This is a genomic window from Pseudomonas sp. MYb13 (assembly GCF_002980075.1).
Lineage (GTDB): Bacteria > Pseudomonadota > Gammaproteobacteria > Pseudomonadales > Pseudomonadaceae > Aquipseudomonas > Aquipseudomonas lurida.
The window spans coordinates 319,010-338,153 of record NZ_PCQI01000003.1 but is presented as its reverse complement, the minus strand read 5'-3'; the positions used below and the strand labels follow the sequence as shown (position 1 = coordinate 338,153).

The 19,144-nt window shown below is 51.4% G+C and carries 11 protein-coding genes and 6 pseudogenes; 9 read left to right on the top strand and 8 right to left on the bottom strand.

All coding sequences use genetic code 11. The features are described from left to right. Positions 1–299: 299 nt before the first annotated feature. The 4 genes from CQ002_RS08460 to CQ002_RS28130 all read left to right on the top strand — a co-directional run bounded on the left by CQ002_RS08460 (position 300) and on the right by CQ002_RS28130 (position 5,133). A complete protein-coding gene (locus CQ002_RS08460) occupies positions 300–2,072 on the top strand; it encodes a Mu transposase C-terminal domain-containing protein (RefSeq protein WP_146117462.1) in 1,773 nt (590 codons plus the stop codon). Between the two features lie 433 nt (positions 2,073–2,505). Then, positions 2,506–3,378 (top strand): TniB family NTP-binding protein, encoded by an 873-nt coding sequence (locus CQ002_RS08455; protein WP_105162176.1) that lies wholly within the window; start codon positions 2,506–2,508, stop codon positions 3,376–3,378. Further along, positions 3,375–4,181 carry a hypothetical protein gene (locus CQ002_RS08450; RefSeq protein ID WP_146117461.1) on the top strand — a complete coding sequence of 269 codons (807 nt, stop codon included), beginning with the start codon at positions 3,375–3,377 and terminating at the stop codon, positions 4,179–4,181. Before CQ002_RS08455 ends, CQ002_RS08450 begins: the two co-directional genes overlap by 4 nt. After that, positions 4,165–5,133: a TniQ family protein gene (locus CQ002_RS28130; RefSeq protein WP_122767822.1), complete on the top strand. Its 969-nt coding sequence runs from the start codon at positions 4,165–4,167 to the stop codon at positions 5,131–5,133. Before CQ002_RS08450 ends, CQ002_RS28130 begins: the two co-directional genes overlap by 17 nt. Positions 5,134–5,217: 84 nt before the next feature. On the opposite strand, the gene CQ002_RS08445 is transcribed toward CQ002_RS28130, so the two are convergent. Continuing rightward, positions 5,218–5,640: a hypothetical protein gene (locus tag CQ002_RS08445; protein ID WP_105162178.1), complete on the bottom strand. Its 423-nt coding sequence runs from the start codon at positions 5,638–5,640 to the stop codon at positions 5,218–5,220. An 85-nt stretch (positions 5,641–5,725) separates the two neighbouring features. Here CQ002_RS08445 and CQ002_RS08440 point away from each other — a divergent pair, with 85 nt between their 5' ends. After that, complete coding sequence (locus CQ002_RS08440; RefSeq protein ID WP_105162179.1) at positions 5,726–6,022, top strand: helix-turn-helix domain-containing protein; 297 nt, start codon at positions 5,726–5,728, stop codon at positions 6,020–6,022. A 141-nt stretch (positions 6,023–6,163) separates the two neighbouring features. Here CQ002_RS08440 and CQ002_RS08435 read toward each other — a convergent pair. Further along, positions 6,164–7,264, bottom strand: a pseudogene (locus CQ002_RS08435) (site-specific integrase). A gap of 320 nt (positions 7,265–7,584) precedes the next feature. Between CQ002_RS08435 and CQ002_RS08420 the strand changes: the two are divergent. After that, a pseudogene (locus CQ002_RS08420) lies at positions 7,585–7,757 on the top strand (transposase); the annotation flags it as partial. A 42-nt stretch (positions 7,758–7,799) separates the two neighbouring features. On the opposite strand, the gene CQ002_RS08415 reads toward CQ002_RS08420, so the two are convergent. Together CQ002_RS08415 and CQ002_RS08410 are read right to left on the bottom strand one after the other, a co-directional pair. Beyond that, complete coding sequence (locus tag CQ002_RS08415) at positions 7,800–8,744, bottom strand: DMT family transporter (RefSeq protein WP_105162180.1); 945 nt, start codon at positions 8,742–8,744, stop codon at positions 7,800–7,802. A gap of 79 nt (positions 8,745–8,823) precedes the next feature. Beyond that, complete coding sequence (locus CQ002_RS08410) at positions 8,824–9,552, bottom strand: AraC family transcriptional regulator (RefSeq protein WP_105162181.1); 729 nt, start codon at positions 9,550–9,552, stop codon at positions 8,824–8,826. Between the two features lie 598 nt (positions 9,553–10,150). Here CQ002_RS08410 and CQ002_RS28805 point away from each other — a divergent pair. The 3 genes and pseudogenes from CQ002_RS28805 to CQ002_RS08400 form a co-directional block, all read left to right on the top strand. Further along, positions 10,151–11,371: pseudogene (locus CQ002_RS28805) on the top strand (HAMP domain-containing protein); the annotation flags it as partial. Between the two features lie 327 nt (positions 11,372–11,698). Next, positions 11,699–12,235: pseudogene (locus CQ002_RS28800) on the top strand (methyl-accepting chemotaxis protein); the annotation flags it as partial. A 600-nt stretch (positions 12,236–12,835) separates the two neighbouring features. Continuing rightward, on the top strand, positions 12,836–14,464 hold the full coding sequence (locus tag CQ002_RS08400) for a methyl-accepting chemotaxis protein (protein WP_105162183.1): 1,629 nt from the start codon (positions 12,836–12,838) through the stop codon (positions 14,462–14,464). A gap of 730 nt (positions 14,465–15,194) precedes the next feature. Here the strand turns inward: CQ002_RS08400 and CQ002_RS28795 are convergent. The 4 genes and pseudogenes from CQ002_RS28795 to CQ002_RS28785 all read right to left on the bottom strand — a co-directional run. Continuing rightward, positions 15,195–15,731, bottom strand: a pseudogene (locus CQ002_RS28795) (methyl-accepting chemotaxis protein); the annotation flags it as partial. 324 nt (positions 15,732–16,055) lie between these two features. Further along, positions 16,056–17,138, bottom strand: a pseudogene (locus CQ002_RS28790) (cache domain-containing protein); the annotation flags it as partial. 306 nt (positions 17,139–17,444) lie between these two features. Further along, positions 17,445–18,875, bottom strand: a complete 1,431-nt coding sequence (locus tag CQ002_RS08390) for an NAD(P)/FAD-dependent oxidoreductase (RefSeq protein ID WP_105162186.1) — start codon at positions 18,873–18,875, stop codon at positions 17,445–17,447. Beyond that, entirely contained in the window at positions 18,865–19,131 is a 267-nt protein-coding gene (locus CQ002_RS28785; RefSeq protein ID WP_371919447.1) for a (2Fe-2S)-binding protein, read from the bottom strand. Before CQ002_RS28785 ends, CQ002_RS08390 begins: the two co-directional genes overlap by 11 nt. Between the last annotated feature and the right edge of the window lie 13 nt (positions 19,132–19,144).

Sequence of the window (19,144 nt, the reverse complement as noted above, 5' to 3'; positions counted from 1 at the left end):
GCAAAATGAACGGAATTTGCACTACGCCATCTACTGCCTATATAGACATTTGACGAGGAGGATATTCAGGCGCTGCATGGTTTGGTGGGCCACTCAAAGTGGCTTGAGTTTTCCAGAATCCGCTCTTGCAAAGAGATTAGCAATATTGGGCAGTTTCGATAAGCGCCCGTTCAGAACTCCGGAGAAAAATCGCCCCGCACAGTTTATTTTCTAGAAAGAGTGTAAGCACTGGGTCACTTCAAGCGAAGTCACGGGGTCATTTTTAAACCGTTAAAACTACGTAGATTCACAGCAACATCTTGATTGACGAACCCGCTTCCGTGGTGTTTTATCCTAAGCAACTGGGGCTGGTTGATTTGGATGAGTGCATTTCGATGGGGAAGTTAGATAAGCTTTCAAATCCTAAAGAAACAGCGCGCCACCGCCTGGCTATGGAGCGCTATCAAACACTAAAATTGTTCGATAGTGGCGAAATTAGCTCGGACGATGCCATGGCGACGCTGCGAATTAAAAAAAGCCGATTCTACAAAATATTATCTATATACAAGAAGAATAAAAATCACCTTGCTTTAGTTCCAGAAATACCAGGACCGCCAGCGGCCGGTTATAAATCGCTGTCTCCATGCATAGAGAGTATTATTGAGGAAATGTATCAAAAGCACTATAGAGGTGCTTCCGCGTCTTTCATGGAGGTCTGGCGCCAAGTACAATTAAAAGCGCAACAGGAACTTGTGCCATGTCCAAGTTATCACGCGGTAAGAGAACGGATAACCGCAAAAAAGGAAGCAGAAAGATTCCTGAAGAAATATGGTAGAGAAGCGGCGAATCAAAAATACGGAGTTAAAGCTGGTAGGAAAGTATGCGTGCGTCCGCTGGAATGGGTGCAAATTGATCATACGCTAGTGGACTTGATTCTGGTGCAGGATGACGACAGGTCGAAAATCATTGGACGCCCATGGATTACGCTAGCTATTTGTTTGTATACAAGAGCAATTGTGGGGTTTCATATATCGTTACTGCCACCCAGTGCTATAAGCGTTGCGATGGTCATAGCAAATGCAGCATCTTCGAAAAAGACTCTATTAGAGTTTCTTGATGTAAAGTTCGATTTATTACCCATGTTTGGCAAGATGGAGACCGTGCATACCGATAATGCTAAAGAATTTGTTTCTGATTTACTGCGTGGAGCATGCATGTCGCACGGTATTGACCTGAAACAACGACCTATTGGAAAGAAACACTTCGGCGGACATGTCGAGCGCCTGATTGGGACAATGATGACCACACGCGTTCACTTTTACAAAGGTACAACGCTCTCCAATATCAGGCAGCGACGGGGGACATCACCCGAATCAGCAGCTAATCTGACCTTCAGAGAGTTTTTCAAAATTATGGTACTAAATATCAAGATTTATCACGACACCCAACATGCCACGTTAAAAATGTCTCCTTCAAAAAAGTGGGATAATTATTTTCAGCATCACCCCCTAGTCAACCAAATTAAAGAAAGCGAAATAGAGGCATTCCGCTTGGATTTTTTCCCGGAAGAAATCCGGAAAATTCATCCCTATGGCTTGGAACTACTCAACAGGAGGTACTACGATTCTAGACTTACAGATTATGTTGGGGCAAAAGTCCTTGTGAAATTTGATCCGTATGATCTAAGTCATGTGTATGTGCTGATCAAGGCGCAATACGAAAAAATAGGTGTGTCGCACAACTCTTATAATCGGAGTGACATATTCGAGCAATATCGTCATCAGCGCGCGTGTAGCGGACTACGACCAGGAACGATTACTACTGCGGAGGCGCTGAATTCGTTGGATGAAATAAATGGTATTCGGGATAAAGCCGAAAACCAGAAAAAAACAATGGCTAAACAAGCTAGAAAACATCTTGCAGAACGAAAGCACAGCGAATACAAAAATACGAGCAGAGGAAACTCGCTACCTGAGGTAACAAAACCTAAAAATGGCTTGAACAAATACATCGATTTGTATAAAGGTGCGCAGGAGCATAGTTTAATCGATTTTAGTACAGAGCCAACACTCTACGAGGTGGATCGTAAATGAATTCAAGTGCCTATGTTCCCCTTTATCAAGCGTGTCTGCTACAACTGTTTGCTAAATGTTGTCGGCGAATACTGTGGGTTCGTACAGCAGTGTCGAAGATCCAATTAAGAATGTTTCGATATTTCACAATCAACGGCCAGTTCGCTTTTCACTCTCAGATCTGTCGACCGAGAAATCGGTTCGCTTAGCAAGTTGCAAGATGGTTGCCGTTATCAGTTTCCGATATCTATGGTTTTGTGGCCACTCAGCGCCGATCAGGTCGGCACTCCAGCCCCTCGTGCTCTGTCAGTTAATTGGAATAGCACCGGATGTGACGGCAACTTATCGAACAGATATCAGAAATGGCATGCTCTCCATTCATTTTAAACCGCTTTGGGCCTAAGTGATCGCGGCATCTGACATTCTTGAATATTTTTCACCCAAGGAGAGAACCATGATTCCATACGGTCATGTTGATGTACATCGACGGTACCTATTCGACTTGCCGGATAGTGAACGCAGCGCTGCATGTAAGCATGACCTATGGATTAATGCACCCCATGTGGAGCAATTGATAAGCAAGATTGGCTTGATGTTAAAGGTCGAAAATAAGGTGCAGGCTCCTTGTTTGCTTGTGCATGGCAGAGGCGGTGCGGGTAAAACCAGTGTCGTTCAACGCTTGCAACAAATATACAGCGGCGCCAATGAAAAGCTCATTTTTGTCAATATGCGACAGAACCCGAATAACTACAACTTTCGGGAATTGCTGTTCTCTCAATTTGGCATATCGGTGAGCAAGCATGCCCGAGCGACTGGAGATGTATCCGCACAGCTACAAGTTTTAATTGCTAGTCAAGGGATCAAAGGCATTGTAATCGATGAAGTGCACGATGCGCTTACCCTGACCGCACTTCAGCAAAGAATTAACCTGTCACTGTTAAAAAACCTATCAGGCGCAGATTTTAGAATGTCGGTTTTTGCTTTCGGTACTGAAGATGCGCATCAAGTCCTTCGTGCAGATCCACAGCTAGCTAGGCGTTATGCAATGCATCATTTGTCTGATTGGGAATGGGGGGCGGCCTTACGAAATTTTATTGCTACTTTCATTACCAACCTTCCCCTTAAGAATAAGACAAATACATCTGACGAAGTTTTATTGCTATCCATATTTAAGCAATCGGGTGGAATTATGGATAATGTGGTTAAATTGCTTCAAGTTTGCGCCGCGGCAGCAGTTTTAGATGGTACTGAATGCATTGATCTCGCTCTAGTTGAAAATACGCCGGAGTTATGTGATGCGTTTGGCGTAGCTTGGGGTACTTTATGAAAAAAATTGTCGACAGAACTATTCTGTCACACGTTTTATCAGTGGAGCCTTATTGGCTGCTACTAGACGGACATGATAAAAATATTTATGCCCTAGAAAGTTATTTGGATGCCAGTCAAGCCATATCTTTTGTGCTGATGACAGGTCCCCCAGGGAGCGGTGTGACCAGTGCAATGATCTCTATGTTTAGAAAAGACCCACGCCGCAGCATATGGGTAGCGCCTAGAGTGATTTTTGAAAAAGCATCTTTCGTGCAATTTTTGACTGCCTCGCTACACTTGAGCTCGCCTGATTTTGCGGATCGCTCAGTCCCAGAGTACCTTCTACAGGTGATCGCTTTGAGAAAAACCAAAGCGATCTTTATCGATGATATCGATGCTTTCTCCAGTTCTAGCAGTTTCATGTTCGAGACTTTTGAAATAATAAACGCTATACGCGGCGGCGTGCCTTGCTTAAAGTTCGTAATCTCGATAAGTTCACCGCAAATGTTGAGTGCGGCCAGAAAGCAGTTGGCAAGTATCGAGCACAAAGTATTGTATTTCACGGCGGTGACAGCGATTGAAGCTGACAAATTGCTAAGGGCGTATGTTAAGCAATTGAATGATAAGACGGGAGCGAACATTTTAGTGGAAGGCTTCCCAGAGGATCTGATTTTGTCGGCAGGTGGTAACATCGCTGAAGTGGTAGCTTGGTCTCGCCTCGCATATATCTTGACTGCTTTCAGAAGTGAATCAGTTCTGTTTTATTCTCCCATACGAACTTTTTCATCTCTTTGGAGAGATATCGATGAACTACTATTCTGAGTCAAGCATTTATGATGAAACACTTTCATCTTATGCCTACCGAATGGCCGAGAATGCCGTAAATAAGCGATTGGTTTGGCGTTTATGGAATGCTTTTGAAAAAATGGGCGCATGCGATCCTGACTTTTCTCGAAAGGGGGCATTGGCGCAATTACTGATTAAAGAACAGATGATCAATGAGCAAATTTTGGATCACAGATTTTTAATACGTGGCGCTCTGGTAATCCCGCGCTATGCGCGTAGAGCCTACTGCATCCACTGCATGAATGAAGATATAGCGAATCATTCGTTTCCTGCTTGGCGCAGGACATGGTGCCTGATATTGCGCCCATTTTGTGATATCCATTCAGAGTTACTACTCGATGCGCCTAGCCGTTACGCGAATGCGCTAGATATGTCTGGCCGGGTTTACATGTGGCACTATCAATGCTCCGCTTATCTGAGAAGAGGTGTTTCCCTTTCTGAAAAAATCCTTTCTATTAAGGAGCGCGCATGGGTCGAAAATTCTTTACGAGCTCAACGATACTCCCGTGCTCTGTATCACAAGCGGTTGTGGATAATGGTGTTTGTAGCGATTTTGTGCTGTCGCAAGGCCCTCTTGGGTCAGTATTGTGATCGATTAGATGGAGGCCATTTTCGACTTATCAATCTTCATGGACCAATCATAGCGGTCGCACTGGAAACTGCTATAAACTCATCGAGTTTAGCGCGCGCGAGGGCTTTGTATTATTGCGGGCTGATCTTCGGGTTGTATAAGGTAGAACACCCAGATGACGCGATTTTCTATGCGTTCCCTGCGGATCCGAAGACCATTGGAAAAGTTCTAGCTCGCGAGCAACCACATTTAGCCCGCGCAATTATTGAGTGCAGGTCGGTTCAGCCTGTACAACAACGCGCTGTTTTTGACGAGTTTTTGTCAGGTTTAAAAATGTACACGAAATTTATTTCTTAAGAGCGTTGGAGACCACGCATACCTAACAGCAGGTAAACCTCTCATACGTAGTACTCAGTCAGTACTATTTGTCGATGTGCGGGATTAGGGTGGAGTGAACCAAATTACCTGATGATCCCGGCAGAAGGTATTGCGCGCACCTTCATCTTCGTAATATTTATCCTCGTTGGTCATTTTGTAGATCAGGCTTAGCCTTTCGGATGACCGCACTTGCGCGATTTCACTCAGTTCATCCATACGCCAGCATCCGGTACCATTCAATTCTCCAGGGCTCACCAGAATCACCTGAGTGATCCTCAGGTTGTGACTATCGCTCCGATGTAACTCCTGCAGGTCTTCTAGCGTAGAAATCAATAAGGTGGTAGGCGTCCATTCATCGTCGCTCAGCTCAAGGATGCTTACGTAGAACCAAGGGCGCGCTGGCCGATATTCGACATAACGCCACACGTGCCCGCCTCTCATGAGGGCTCCACCCGGCGCCTCAGCATGCTCGAAGGTCAAAAACATACGCATTCCTCTTAAATGAACACTATAGATTGTAGCTCTAAAGTGTTCGTTGGCGCCTTATCGTTCCTTTTGTTAGGTAGAACAAATGGAACTCAACGTCGCCTTTGGTTTGGCCTTAAAGCGCATCCGGAACGCCCGCGGTAAAACACAGGAGGATTTTTCGGATGTCAGCAGCCGAACCTACGTCAGTACGCTTGAGCGCGGCTTAAAATCTCCGACGCTCGACAAACTCAGCGAGATCAGCGGTGTACTGGAGATCCACCCACTGACCTTGGTCGCAGCGGCTTACTTGATACAGCAACCAGATAGAACTGACGTCACTTTGGCCTGGCTGCGAGACGAGTTGGCTTTGTTTGGCTTCGATGTTGCTGGAATGAAGTAAGGTCAACCTCGTTTGAAAACGACTCTTCTCAGGCTGCCAATTCTGTCGATGGGCTCTTTTTAATGTCCTGTGGCCGTGTATTCGCTTCAGCTCACAAAGCAGCGGAAAATGAGTGGCGATTGGATGTCGTTGAAGGAAGCTTTACGAGCTAAATTCGTCCGTACCTTCCATCAAAATGGTCGCGCGACTGTTCAGCAGTGATCCTGCCTGGAAGTACCCCATTACCGTACTAATGCTGCGGTGCTCAGTCATCGCCATCACTTCGCCCAGTGGAACGCCTTGGCGTCCGGATTCGGTGACGAAGCCCGAGCGCAGGCTGTGAGCTCCCCAGTCCCCGTCCAAGCCCGCTAGGTTCGCACGACGCTGAACTATCCGCGCTACTTGGTCAGCAGATAGACCTGCCGTTCCAACTCTGTCGCCTTTGTACATACGCCGAAACAAGGGCCCTGACTCTGCGGGCGCAGCCTTTAGCCAAGCTGTTAGCGCCTCGGCCGCAGTTCCGCCGAGAGGTTTTTCCCGACGAATCCCGCCGGTATCGGTTTTGGTCGCGCCCAAGGTATAGAGCCAGGTGTCAGTATGCAGCTGTCGGACATCGCTAATTTGTATACTTACCACCTCCGAACGCCTCCGACCGCCACCGCTCCAGGCAAGGAGTAGCAGGGCGCGGTCACGAATGCCACGCACACCGTCGTCGCAGGTGGCGAGCAGCGCCTGTAAAGGCTCGAGCACGATGGCGGTCTTCTTACGCACCGATAGCCCCTGACGTGATTGCGCCTTGCGTGCTTCGCGTAGCAAGCTCTTGAGCGCCGATGCATCGGTGGGGCTATCCCAGCTATTCAGTCGATGCTATTTGCCCAGCACCGAAAGTCGATGACTGACGGTGTTATAGGCCAGTCCACCCGGCTTGGCTTTGACCTTTGCGCGGATAAGCGCAGCATCAATGGACGCTGGCAACAAATGCACCCATTCGCCGTCGGCCGTTGGACGAGCAAGGTGATCAACCACAAACTGCACCGCCACTGTGGCGGGCAAGGGCGCATCCCCGAGCACATGCCCGTAGCGCAGTTGCAACTATGCCGACCAGTCGGCGAGGGCGCTGCGATAACTGCGCACGGTATCTGCTGCGGTGCCGGCAGCAATAAAGGCGGCGGCCGCCTCCTGGGCGTTGAGCGCCAGAAAATGCGGATTCAGCGGCGTTTCGTCGACCAGCAATAACTGATCTGTAATATTTAATACGTTCAACGTATTGTTAATCCATATTTTGAAAAATAAGGTCGGATAACATTCTATTATCAGACTTAATATACGCTGAGGTGAGCCGTGCCGCGCGCCAGGCCAAAAGAAGCGCCCTTGATTCAATCGCCGGACCGCAAGCCAAATCCCCACTCTGTCAACCGGAGCGCCAATCGCTTGAACGTGCTGGTACATGACGGCTTTGGAATATGGCTGGCGGCGCGCCAGTTGAATCAAGGCAAGTTCCACTGACCTAGCATGCGCCATGGCTCTGGAATGGAACTGGATACCGAGCAACTTCAGGCATTAGTGCTGGGTCTGCCAAGAGTATCGGCGAGGACGTCAGTGAGAGGCTGGACTAAACGTCTGGCGTATTTACCGTTGAACGTCATGTGCGTGGCAAGTTGGCCTGGCGATCCCACGCTCAACCTTGACCCAATGGGTCGGTAAGACTGGGGTTCAGTTGCAGCCGCTGGCTGATGCGCTGCGCGACGTGGTGCTAGGGGTATTCAGTATTCTTGTTGCTGTAGCGTCTCTGTACGAGTTAAATAGCCGGAGAGTGACGGGGAGTGCGATGACAATTCAGACACCACACGACACCGGTGACCAGAAGTGCAATCGCCGCAATTTCATATGAGTCGGGCAGCCGATGCTCCCATAGAAATCCAAAAACCAGCGCCGCTAACGTCTCAATCACGAGCACTTGTCCGCTTAGTGCCAGTGGTAGAAGTCGGCTCGCCTGATTCCAGCACGCATTACCCACAACCGAAGATAAAAACGCTACGCCACCGGCTACCATGACAAAGTGTAGCCATTCGGAGTTGCCATGCGTTCCGACCTGCCTGCCCAGGACAGGTACCGCCAAAAGCAGTGACTGAGCGCCAGTCATGACCCCTGTCAGCAGTGCCCAGTCATGGGCGGAAACACTGGCTACCTGAACCAGCCGCCGAGCGTTGCTCACTGCGAACCAACTCCATGTCACTAACGCGCCCGCTGCGCATAGAATTCCGGCGAGGTTTGTCAGTATATCTGGCTTGTCGCCGTTGATCAGTGCGTGCCAGCTGATGAGTACGACCCCGCCCACAGCGCAGAACAGCGAGGGAGTGAGCTTGCGCAAAGAAATAGCGTTGACGTCATGACGACCTGCCAACGTGACGAACACCGGAATGAGTCCGACGATCAGAGACGTTGTGGCAATCCCAACCAACTGCACACCGGTGCCCACTAGCGTGTAGTAAATGAGATTCCCAATCAGGCTAAGCCAGAAGAGTGACTTCCAGTCGGCGATAGTGAGATTGGCGCAAACGCGCCTCCAGCGGGGCATAAGCAAGGCCACCGAAATTGCGCCGTAGCAGAGAAATCTCAGAACGGCGAATTGCAGGCCGCTCAGCCCCGGGGTGAGCTGGGGGCCGAGGAAGATCACTCCCCAACACAGGCCCGCGCAAACTCCGTAGACAATGCCGTTTAGCAGTAATCGATCAGCAAACATTTCATCCGCGCTCCAAAGCGTTATGGGTAAAGTCTGGAGCAACTGATTCGGGGAGTATTGTCGGTAACTACGGGATTTTTTACCCAGACTGTTTTTGCGTTTTACGATAAACCGCCGGGGTCGTGGCCCTCACGCGCTGCATTGCACGGGTAAGCGATGCCTGGTCGCAAAAGCCGGCACGCAAGGCAATCTCGGCTATGGTCAATGAGGTTCCACGCAACCATCGTTGAGCTTCTTGCAGGCGTAAATCAGTCAACCAAGCTTGCGGACTCATCTCGAACATTAGCCGGAAACGTTGGTGCATCTGACTGATGCTCATTTTTGCTACTTGAGCCATGCTTTCATTGCTCCAGTTCGCTCCAGGATCCGCCTGAACACGAGCGATCAACTGCTTCATGGGGTCTGGAAAGCGGGAGATTCCCGGATTTAGGGACGACAAAAGCAGAGGCCCCAATTGGGAGGCCGCGATGGACAACTGTGCGTTGCCGATTAGCTCAGCGAACTCTATAAGCCGACGAGTTGCGGGAGAAATGGGCACATATATTTTCTGAGCAAGACGCTCGATCTGGAGCGTTTCAAAAGTCGTCGGCGCACAGTCCAAAACTAAAAAACGGCTATCGAGGTTAGTCTGCTGCGAATGGATCGAGCCAGGTGTCACAAGCGCTGCCAATGACTGATCAATGCAGCCGCCGCAACCGTTTACGTCAATTTTCATTTCGCCACGAATCGGCAGTACCAATTGAGCATGCTCGTGGTGGTGGTGACGGTCTTCCCTCTCATAGCTGCGAACTTCAAGACTTAGAAACATTACTGCACCTTCCGGCCCGTCTGGTTATCCGAGATTGACGTTCCACAACGTCCAGTGCGAACCCGCGTCAGGTCAGGCTTGCCACTGATTCTAACATCTGCGGATCAGACCGTTGATCCCACAATCTGTATTGGCCATACGCTTACGTCTAGCTAGACTTCGGCAATCATAGGTTGGCCCACCATATTTATCCATCAGACATTACGAACCTGACTATGGAGCGATAGAAGGCCGAATGCCAGAAGCGGTTCTGATGGCTGAACTGTCTTATGTCGAAGTGCTTGACCTCAAGGACCCGCTATACCGCAAAGGACGAATACCTGGCTTGGCTGTTTGGTATATCGATTTAGGTAAATGTCGTCCTGCGCATGTTCACTAAGGTAGCGACCGCAGCGCTTCCCCCCTAAAGAGCTCTTTTGAAACGGTGATGGCTCGACGACATCACTGCTCTCAAGGGGTTCCAAAACTGTACAAAAATAAATATCTGTACAAGTTTTCATAAAGTTCTCAGTCTCAATGCCGACAGGATGTCTGAAACGTTTAATTACATAAAACGTGATTAGCCGAATGAGCCAGATAGAGCCAGGCATTCGAGAAAATGGAGTGTTCTCAACTACACATCAACTACAAACCGTCCCATCCGGGCTGTGAGAACTCCATGAACATCCTTGCTCCTGCCGTACATCTGGCTGACCGATTACGCTTCTCCACGAAATTCGGTGTGCTCGCAATCATTGTCTTCATCCCTCTGGTTCTACTCGGTACGCGCGTCATCCATCAGATAAACGAGAGCCTTGAGGTTATTCGCTCGGAACAATTGGGCCAGCGCTATCTGTTGGACGTCACACCTGTGCTGCGCTTATCAATGTTGCAACGCGCACTCACCAACCGCTTGCTCAGCGGGGATAAAACCGCTCAAGCCGATCTGTCGGCCAACCAGTTGAAGTTGGAGGACGCGTTTTCGAAACTGGCTGCAACCGACCGACAACTCAACACACAGCTGGAAACCGGTGATCGAGTGCAGCGTCTGCACTCTGGGGCGCAGCGTTTGATTGAGCTGGCGAAAGCGGATGCCAACCAGAGTGCCATCTTCGACGACTGGAACGATCAGCTCACCGAGACGTTGAACTTCGTGTACTACGTATCGGCCACGTCGGGCATGGTGCTGGATGAAGATTACGCATCGTTGTTCATGATCGATCAGAGCACCTTGAGGCTGCCACGACAAATCAATATCGTCGGGCAATTGCGCGGGCTGGCCAGCGGGCTGCATGACGGGCAAACGTTGAATGCGGGTACGCGCAGCGTCGTCAAGTCGATGCTCAAAAATGAGTTACTCATCCATAAAGAACTGCAGCAAAGCCTGGCACTTTTGCGTAGAAGAGAACCCGCCCTCGCCGACAGTATTCAGGCGCCGATCACCCGTGCTTTTACCAGCCTGGACAGCTTCCGCGCCGACCTCGAAGTATTGATTGACGCGCCAAGCGACATCATCAGCGGCGTGCAGAACTTGCCGGGCAAGGGCAATGCGGTGGTGGCTGAGTTGTACAAAGCGCAAGACACGCTGCAAGACGCACTGCTGAATGCGCTTGAACGCCGAGTTCAGGAAAAAACGTCGGAACGCCTATTCATTCTCGGCATGTTTGTCGTTCTTGGCCTGTTGCTGGTGTATGTGTTCAGCGGCATCTACAGCGCCATGCGTCGCACTATCAACGATGTGTTGATTGCCACCCAACTGATTGCTCAGGGCGACCTGAGCGTGCGCATTCAAGTGCGTGGCAAAGATGAAATGGCCGATGTGGGCAACGGCCTTAACCATATGGTGCAGGCCTTTAGCTCTTCGCTGGCTCAGGTCGAGCGCAGTTCACAATCGGTCTCCGATGCGGCGCAGCGCATTGGGCTGTCGATTGACCGGGCTAAACGCGCGATGAGCGCCCAGCAAAGCGAAACCGAACAAGTCGCTACGGCTATCAACGAGATGACAACCAGCGTTGCGGACGTGGCGCAAAACACCGAGGGTGCCGCCCACGCCGCTGGGCACGCCAGCCAGTCCTCAAACACCGGCCTGGCGAAGATGCAGGAAACTCGCGTGACTATTGAAGCCTTGGCCGATGAGGTAGAGCGCAGTGCGCAAAAGGTTTCGGCACTTGCGCAACACAGCCAGCAGATCGGCGGCGTGATTGAGGTGATCCGTAACATTGCTGATCAAACCAACCTGCTGGCGTTGAACGCGGCCATTGAGGCGGCCCGCGCCGGTGAGCAGGGTCGAGGATTCGCGGTGGTCGCCGACGAGGTCAGAACTCTGGCCTCGCGCACACAAAACTCAACCGAAGAGATTCGCCGGATTATCCAAGAGCTGCAACTGGCGACAGGCGACGCCGTCGAGCAAATGAAAGCGGGCAAACTGCGCGCGCAGGAATGCATCGAATCCGCTGATCAGGCGTCGACTAGCCTGGATGCAATCAATGACGGCGTTGAGCAAATCGTAGGAATGAACACCCAGATAGCCAGCGCGGCGGTTCAGCAGCACGCCGTTTCGGAGGATATCAATCGCAATGTGACCGAGATTCGTAACGGTAGCGTTGCGCTGATGGAGGGCATAGAGGACAACGCTGTGACTGCGGAGGAGCTCACGCTGCTGGCAGGGGAACTGCGTACTGTCGTTTCGCGTTTCAAGCTGTAACGCGACGGAGGGGGAGCCCAATTTGTTGCCTCCCCCGGCTTTTGCTTACGCGCCTACCGATAGGAATACTCACTCGATTAAGTTGCACCATGGAGCAGGCCAAGGTTTATGGATAATCCAGCGCTCGATCACCCGGCAGCCTGCGTTTCGTTGGCAATGATGGCAAAGTCGTCGTGAATGAAAAACCGAAGTGTTGCCTCACTTGATCTGTGAATCGTTGACTATGGCGGTTTGGCAGAGCTTGTGTCGGCTACATTGATCGAAATTACGCTCACCGCTCCGAGTGCAGTAAAGCGAGTGCAAAGTATCTCGCTTGGGGATGGCTAAAGCACTTACATGCAATGGGAATACCTTGTAAATAGTCTGCTGGACTTATTAATTTTTAAGCACTAATTGAAAATTTTCATTTGATACCATCGGCATGCCCTGAATCCTAATTTTGGCGACTTTTCGGGATAAGGCTTCAGCTTTACATCTAGAAACACAATACATCGAGTAAAAGGCCAACCTTTCCGGGCTAGATCGTATTGCTCGACGAACGGTACTTAAGAGAGCCTGAGGATTGACGACACAGCTTGTAATTCAAAAGAGGCTCTTATTATGATACTGCGCAAACTCAACCTTGCTCCACGTTCGGCTCTGTGCTTTGGTTTATTTTGCCTTATGATTATTACTCTGGGGATCATTGCCCTCAAACAGGCTTCAAGCTTGAAGGACTCTGAAAGCTTCGTTGAAATAAATGTTGTTCCCAGCATATCTATACTTGGGGTGATTGACAGAGAGTTTGTAAGCATAAGAGGTAGCAACGCACGTTTGCGTAACCCTGTAGAGCCCGCAAGTCGCAAAGCTCAAGCTCTAGAAGAATTAAATAAGGCTAGAGTTAATATCCAGAATTCGCTGTCGAATTTGCAACCTCTCATCGTAACCCCGATAGGCAAGCAGAAAATTGATGAGCTTTCAAAAAGCCTTGCCAGCTATCAATTGGTGCAAGATCAATATTTGTCTTTGATTTCTTCAGGGAGTTTAGATGAGGCAGTCAAGCTTTCCAGCGAGTCGATGAAACAATCTGCTGACGTTGTTGAAAACTATATCAAAGAAATAATAGAAGTGAATAATAACAAAGCTAAACGAGCCGGGGAGGAAGCTAGCAGAACCTATGAGCAAGCTAAGTTGGCAGTTGGGGCATTTATATTGATCAGCATCTTGGCTGCTATTGCATTAGCTCTGATGTACACACGAAGCATTACCAGCCCGATAAGCCAATCACTCGCTATTGCTGAGCGCATTGCTAAAAACGATCTCACCGGAGTTATTGAGGCTCAAGGTCACGATGAGGTTGCTAGGCTTATGCGGGCTTTAAATGTAATGCAGCAGGGTTTACGTAATACTCTTTCTTTGATATCTGATTCCTCCAACCAGCTGGCGTCGACTTCTGAAGAAATGCATGCTGTCACCGAAGACGCAAATAAAGGCATGCTGCGTCAAAACAACGAAGTTGAAATGGCCGCAACTGCCGTTACTGAGATGAGTGCAGCGGTAGAAGAGGTAGCTAGAAATGCCTCGCAAGCGTCTGAAGCAGCCAATCGATCCAACTCCGCAGCGTTGGCTGGTCGTGCACGCGTCGATGAAACCGTGCAGGCCATCAGCCTGATGGTCGCAAATGTTGAAGACGCATCCCAAGAGGTACAAGGGCTCGCAGTAATGGCCACCGACATCAGCAAGGTTTTGGATGTGATACGTGCTATCGCCGAACAGACCAATCTTCTTGCGTTGAATGCGGCTATCGAAGCCGCTCGCGCCGGTGAGGCGGGTCGAGGCTTTGCAGTAGTCGCTGATGAAGTCCGAGCTTTAGCTCATCGTACTCAGCAATCAACCAGTGAAATTGAGCAGATGATTAGCTCAATTCAAAAAGGCACTGGCTCTGCTGTGTCTGCAATGACTCACACAAACACCCAAGCCCAGAAAACGCTGGACACTGCTCAAGGAGCTGGTTCCGCGTTGGTGGAGATTACCGAATCTATCGACAATATTACTGAGCGCAACGTCCTGATTGCGACCGCTTCGGAAGAGCAGGCCCAGGTTGCAAGGGAGGTAGATCGCAGCCTGGTGAGTATCCGTGATCTTTCATATCAAGCGGCAGAGGGCTCAAGTCAGACAGCTATTGCGACGTCCGAACTCACAAAGCTAGCGGTCGAATTGAACAGGCTGGTAAAGCAATTTCAGATGTAGTGATAGCCCTCTTTACTGGATGGGTGCATTCATAACCTAACGACATCTACCAGGCAGCTCTCAACTTCGAAGTAAGAATCCGGTGTTCCGTGTCTTCGGAGCATCGGTAGGATAATTCTTTGATTTTAATCTTTTCGTTGCCATCCTTGGCTGGAGCGGAATGGGTGTGAGCGTCCTCACAAGTCCTCCGTCTGCAGCGTGAGAGCTCAAATAACCACCAATCCAATGCCCTTAATGTAAGTGCCTTAGCTAAGTCCGACTTTAAGGAATGTTCATGACCACCATGAACGAGCCCCATGAATGACGTTTCGGTAGATCTACAGCTCTGTACAGCTGGCCGATGGCGAGCAACTGCCTTCGCCATCAAATCCAGTATGCGATAAAAGCTGCCGAACTCAAGAAACACTGTATCGCCGAGGTTCCATTGCAGTTGCTCGCTCCACCTGCGACCTTGCAAGTGGGACGGGAAGGGCTGGCGGGTCTGCTTGATCGGGGCGTCAGCACTGATGTGTTGGTGTGCGGCTCTGACACCGTCGCGCAGGGGGGGGCTGGCTGAGACAGCAGTTCGATCGCTGGTAGCGGTGACTCTGACGCCGAATTAGACCAATACATGCCATTTCGTGGACTGCTCGAAAGTGATCGCAGAGCGGCAATCGATTTACGCAGTCATTTAAGTTGATTATCCGCGTGAAGGCGCCTCGCGTTTGTGGCGCCAGCGGGGAAGTAGGAATCAGAACTTGAACCGGCCCACCAACCTCTTGAGCTGACCGGAGATATCGGTCAACCGACTCGCTCCGGTCTTCGCCGAGACGGCAAAACCCTCGACTAATTGCGCATCGGCATGGATCTGCGCGATGTGCCGGTTTATTTCTTCGGCCACCAGGTGCTGCTCTTCAGCGGCGGTGGCGATCTGGGTGTTCTGGTTACGGATCGAGTCTACCGAGCCACGGATCTTGTCGAAGCTGTCGCGAGCTTGGTGAATGCGTTCTACGCTGGTGTGAGACACCAGCAGGCTGCCTTGCATTTGCTGTGTGACTTCCAGGGTACGACGGGCTAGGTTGCCGAGTAGGCTGTCGATTTCGCCGGTGGAGTCGGCGGTGCGTCGGGCCAAGGCGCGGACTTCGTCGGCGACCACCGCGAAGCCACGGCCCTGGTCACCGGCGCGTGCGGCCTCGATGGCAGCGTTGAGCGCCAGCAGGTTGGTCTGTTCGGCAATCGAACGGATGGTGTCGAGGATGGTGTTGATGTTCTTGCTGTCCTGCTCCAGCAGTTGCATGGTTTGGGTCGACTTCTGCAGGTCTTCGCTGAGCTTGAGCACGCTACCGGTGGCTTCGCCGATATGCTGTTGGCCGCCGTGTACGTCGCGGTAACCTTGGTCGGCACTGACGGCGGCGGCGCTGCAGGAGCGCGCGACTTCGTTGGCGGTGGCCACCATTTCATTGAACGCCGTGCTCACCAGCTCCACGGCTTCGCGTTGACGGCCGGCAGCCTGGTTCAGGTTATGGGCCACTTCGCTGGTTTCTGCGGCGGCGGTCTGCAGGTCCGAGGAGGCGTTGCCGATGCGCTGCACTAGTTGGGCGATCATGCCCAGAAATTGATTGAACCAGCCGGCCAGGCTGGCGGTTTCATCCTTGCCTTGCACCTTGAGCTGGCGGGTGAGGTCGCCTTCACCTTCGGCGATCTCTTGCAGGCCGTCGGCCACGTCGCGAATCGGACGCACGATCATGCTGGCGAAACTGGCACCGACAATGGCGAACACCACGGCAAATGCAGCGGCGATGGCCGCGATCAGCCAGGTCAGCCGGGTGGCGCCGGCCATCACTTCATCGCGCTTGATCAGCCCGATAAAGCGCCAGCCCAGGTCTTTGGAGCTGACCACGTTGGCCATGTAGGCCACGCCGTCGATGTCGATCTGGGTCACGCCGTCGCCGCGCTTGGCCAACTCAGCGTAGTTGGGGCCCAGGTCGGCTAAGGGCTTGAAGTTGTGCTTGGCATCGCTGGCGTCCACCAGCACGTTGCCGTTACCCTCCACCAGCATCAGATAGCCGCTGTCGCCTAGCTTGAGCTTTTTGACCAGTTCGGTGAGTTGATTGAGCGACACATCAATTCCCATTGCCCCCACAACTTTGCCGTTCGCGTCAATAATGGTGTGCACGGTGCAGATCAGCGTCACGTCATCGGGTGCCCAATAGTAGGCGTCTGTACGCAGGGTACTGCCCGGTGCGCTCATCGCAGTTTTGTACCATGGACGCAAGCGTGGATCATAGTTGGCTATGGTCTTGTCATCAGGCCAACCGGCGAAGCCGCCGTCATCCGTTGCGACGGATAAATACGCGGTGTTCGGATGGCTTTTGGCGAACCTGTCGAAGATTTCCAATAGCTGTCGATTGGTTTCAGTAAGGGGGATCTGTGCAGCGCCGGCACCACTGTAATTTTTCAGGTCCCTGGCCGCGATGACCCGCGGATCCTTGGCGAAATATTCCACGTTCTGGCTGATGCCGTCGAAAAACTGCTTCATGCCATTGTCGATCTGGCGGATCTCGCGGCCGCTGCTGTCGAGGAAGCTGGTCACGGCCCCTTCACGCAGATTCAACACGACCAGCACGGCAACCAGAATGACCGGCACGCACGCGATAGCGGCAAACGCCCAGGTCAGCTTTTGTTTGATATTCATGACTTCACCTGCAGGTATTTATAATTTTAGGAGGTGTACTCATGCGTACCCCTGTATCGACTTTGGGGGTATGCGGATTAAAAACATAAACGCTCATTTGCTTCGGACCTCCATTCTTTATAGGAAGGTCTCTCACCGATTTTTACGGTGACTTGTCTCGACAAGCCCACCACCAGTGTCGTTTTGACAATCGCTTGCGCTGGCCTTGCTCCATTTCTTCAGTTCAATCAGGCCTGTATTTTGGCCTGATGCTCGTCGCTACTTGTCAGCAAAAAAATGGTTTGTGTGGATGACCGCGTAAGCTGCTTAATCCTGCTGGACGAGGGCCAAGCTAGCCAGTGGAATTGGTTTGACCGGTGCTTGAGCGGTATAGGCACCCGTCTGATTGACAGCGATATTTCGTTCAGCCGACACCAAATGGGCAACAGTGTGTTGGCAATAACGACCTTGGCATGGGCCCATGCCGCTGCGGCAGGCGAGTTTTACGCTGTTGACTGAGGAAACATGGGGATGCTTTTTGAGAAAATCGCACACTTGACCGGCGGTTACGTCTTCACATCGGCAAATCAGCGTTTCGCTATCAGCGAGTTTGGTGAGTGCATCCAGGCGAGGCGCAAAAAAAGTCGCAACAGTGTCTGCGAAAGGCTTTGCACGTCCGAGTGCCCTGCGAGCGGATATTGCGGATAGAGTAGAGTCAGGCCTCAGCGCTGCGACTATGGATGTGCCCGCCAGTCTACCTTGGCAATGAGCCATTTCGGCACCCGCTACACCGCAAGGTTCTCCGGCGACGTAAATATGCTCCAGAGAGGTGCGCATCGTGTCGTCATGATCGACAACCCATCCACCACGTTCGGGATTCCAGTTGACACTGCAACCGGCCTGACGGGCAAGTTCGGTACTCGCCAGTAAGCCATAGCCGATGGCGAGTCCGTCGACAATATGATGGCGTTCGGTACCTGGCAGGCTGGCCCAGTTGGTATCGACGCTGCTTAATGTAACGCGCTCTACACCTTCCTTGCCTTGAACCCGGGTGACGATAGTCGAAAAGCGTAAGGGCACCCCTTTGCGCCACAACTTGAAGAGTATTCCTGCAAGTTGACCAAACATTCGCCAGTGACCTGGTAGTGCACGCCAACCTTCCAATAGTTCACAAACCTTTGGTCGAGGTCGCGCGATCGCTACTTCCTCGATCTGCGCGCCGGCGTCTACGAGCTGCCCCGCCAGCAACAGCAACAACGGGTGGGATCCGGCGAGCACATAACGCTGTGCCGAACAAAGAAACTGACTTTTAAGAAGCGTTTGGATTCCTCCAGCCGTCATTACACCAGGGAGAGTCCAGCCAGGGAACGCTACGGGTAAGTCATACGCGCCTGTAGCGATCAGTAGTTTGCTGCAGTCAAGCAAATAAGAGTGTTCTCCCTCGACAATCGCCAGTTGAACTCCACCTTTTTCAGGATGGAAGACCCCCCAGGCACAGGTCGAGAAATACCATTTTATACGAATGTCGTTGCGTGCCTGCTCAAGCAGTTTTTTTCCGAATGGGTAACTGGCAAATGCACTACTCGGAGGGGCGTTGAAGGTCGAGGGAGGCTGGCGAAAAATCTGTCCACCGGGCGCCGCCTGCTCATCAACGACTGCGACGTGCAATCCGGCGTCACTGGCCAGAAGTGCCGCTGTCAGGCCCGCCGGCCCTGCGCCGACCACTACAAGATCATAGTTAAGGGTTTCAAGCTTCATCGGTCACCTCTATGCACATTCCCGGACTAACGAGGGTCATACAACTGCGTTGGGCTTCCAGTCCGTTAATCTTGACCATGCATTCGTAACAGACACCCATGTTGCATACCGGTATGCGCAAGGTGTCGGTCACACTACGGCGGAAGCCGCGAATACCGGCACCCAGTAATGCGGTCGCTACGGTTTCACCCGGATAACACAACGTCTGATGACCATTCACGAGTATTTGGATGGGAGCAGGGCGTAAATCCGCCACGAGCTCAATGCGT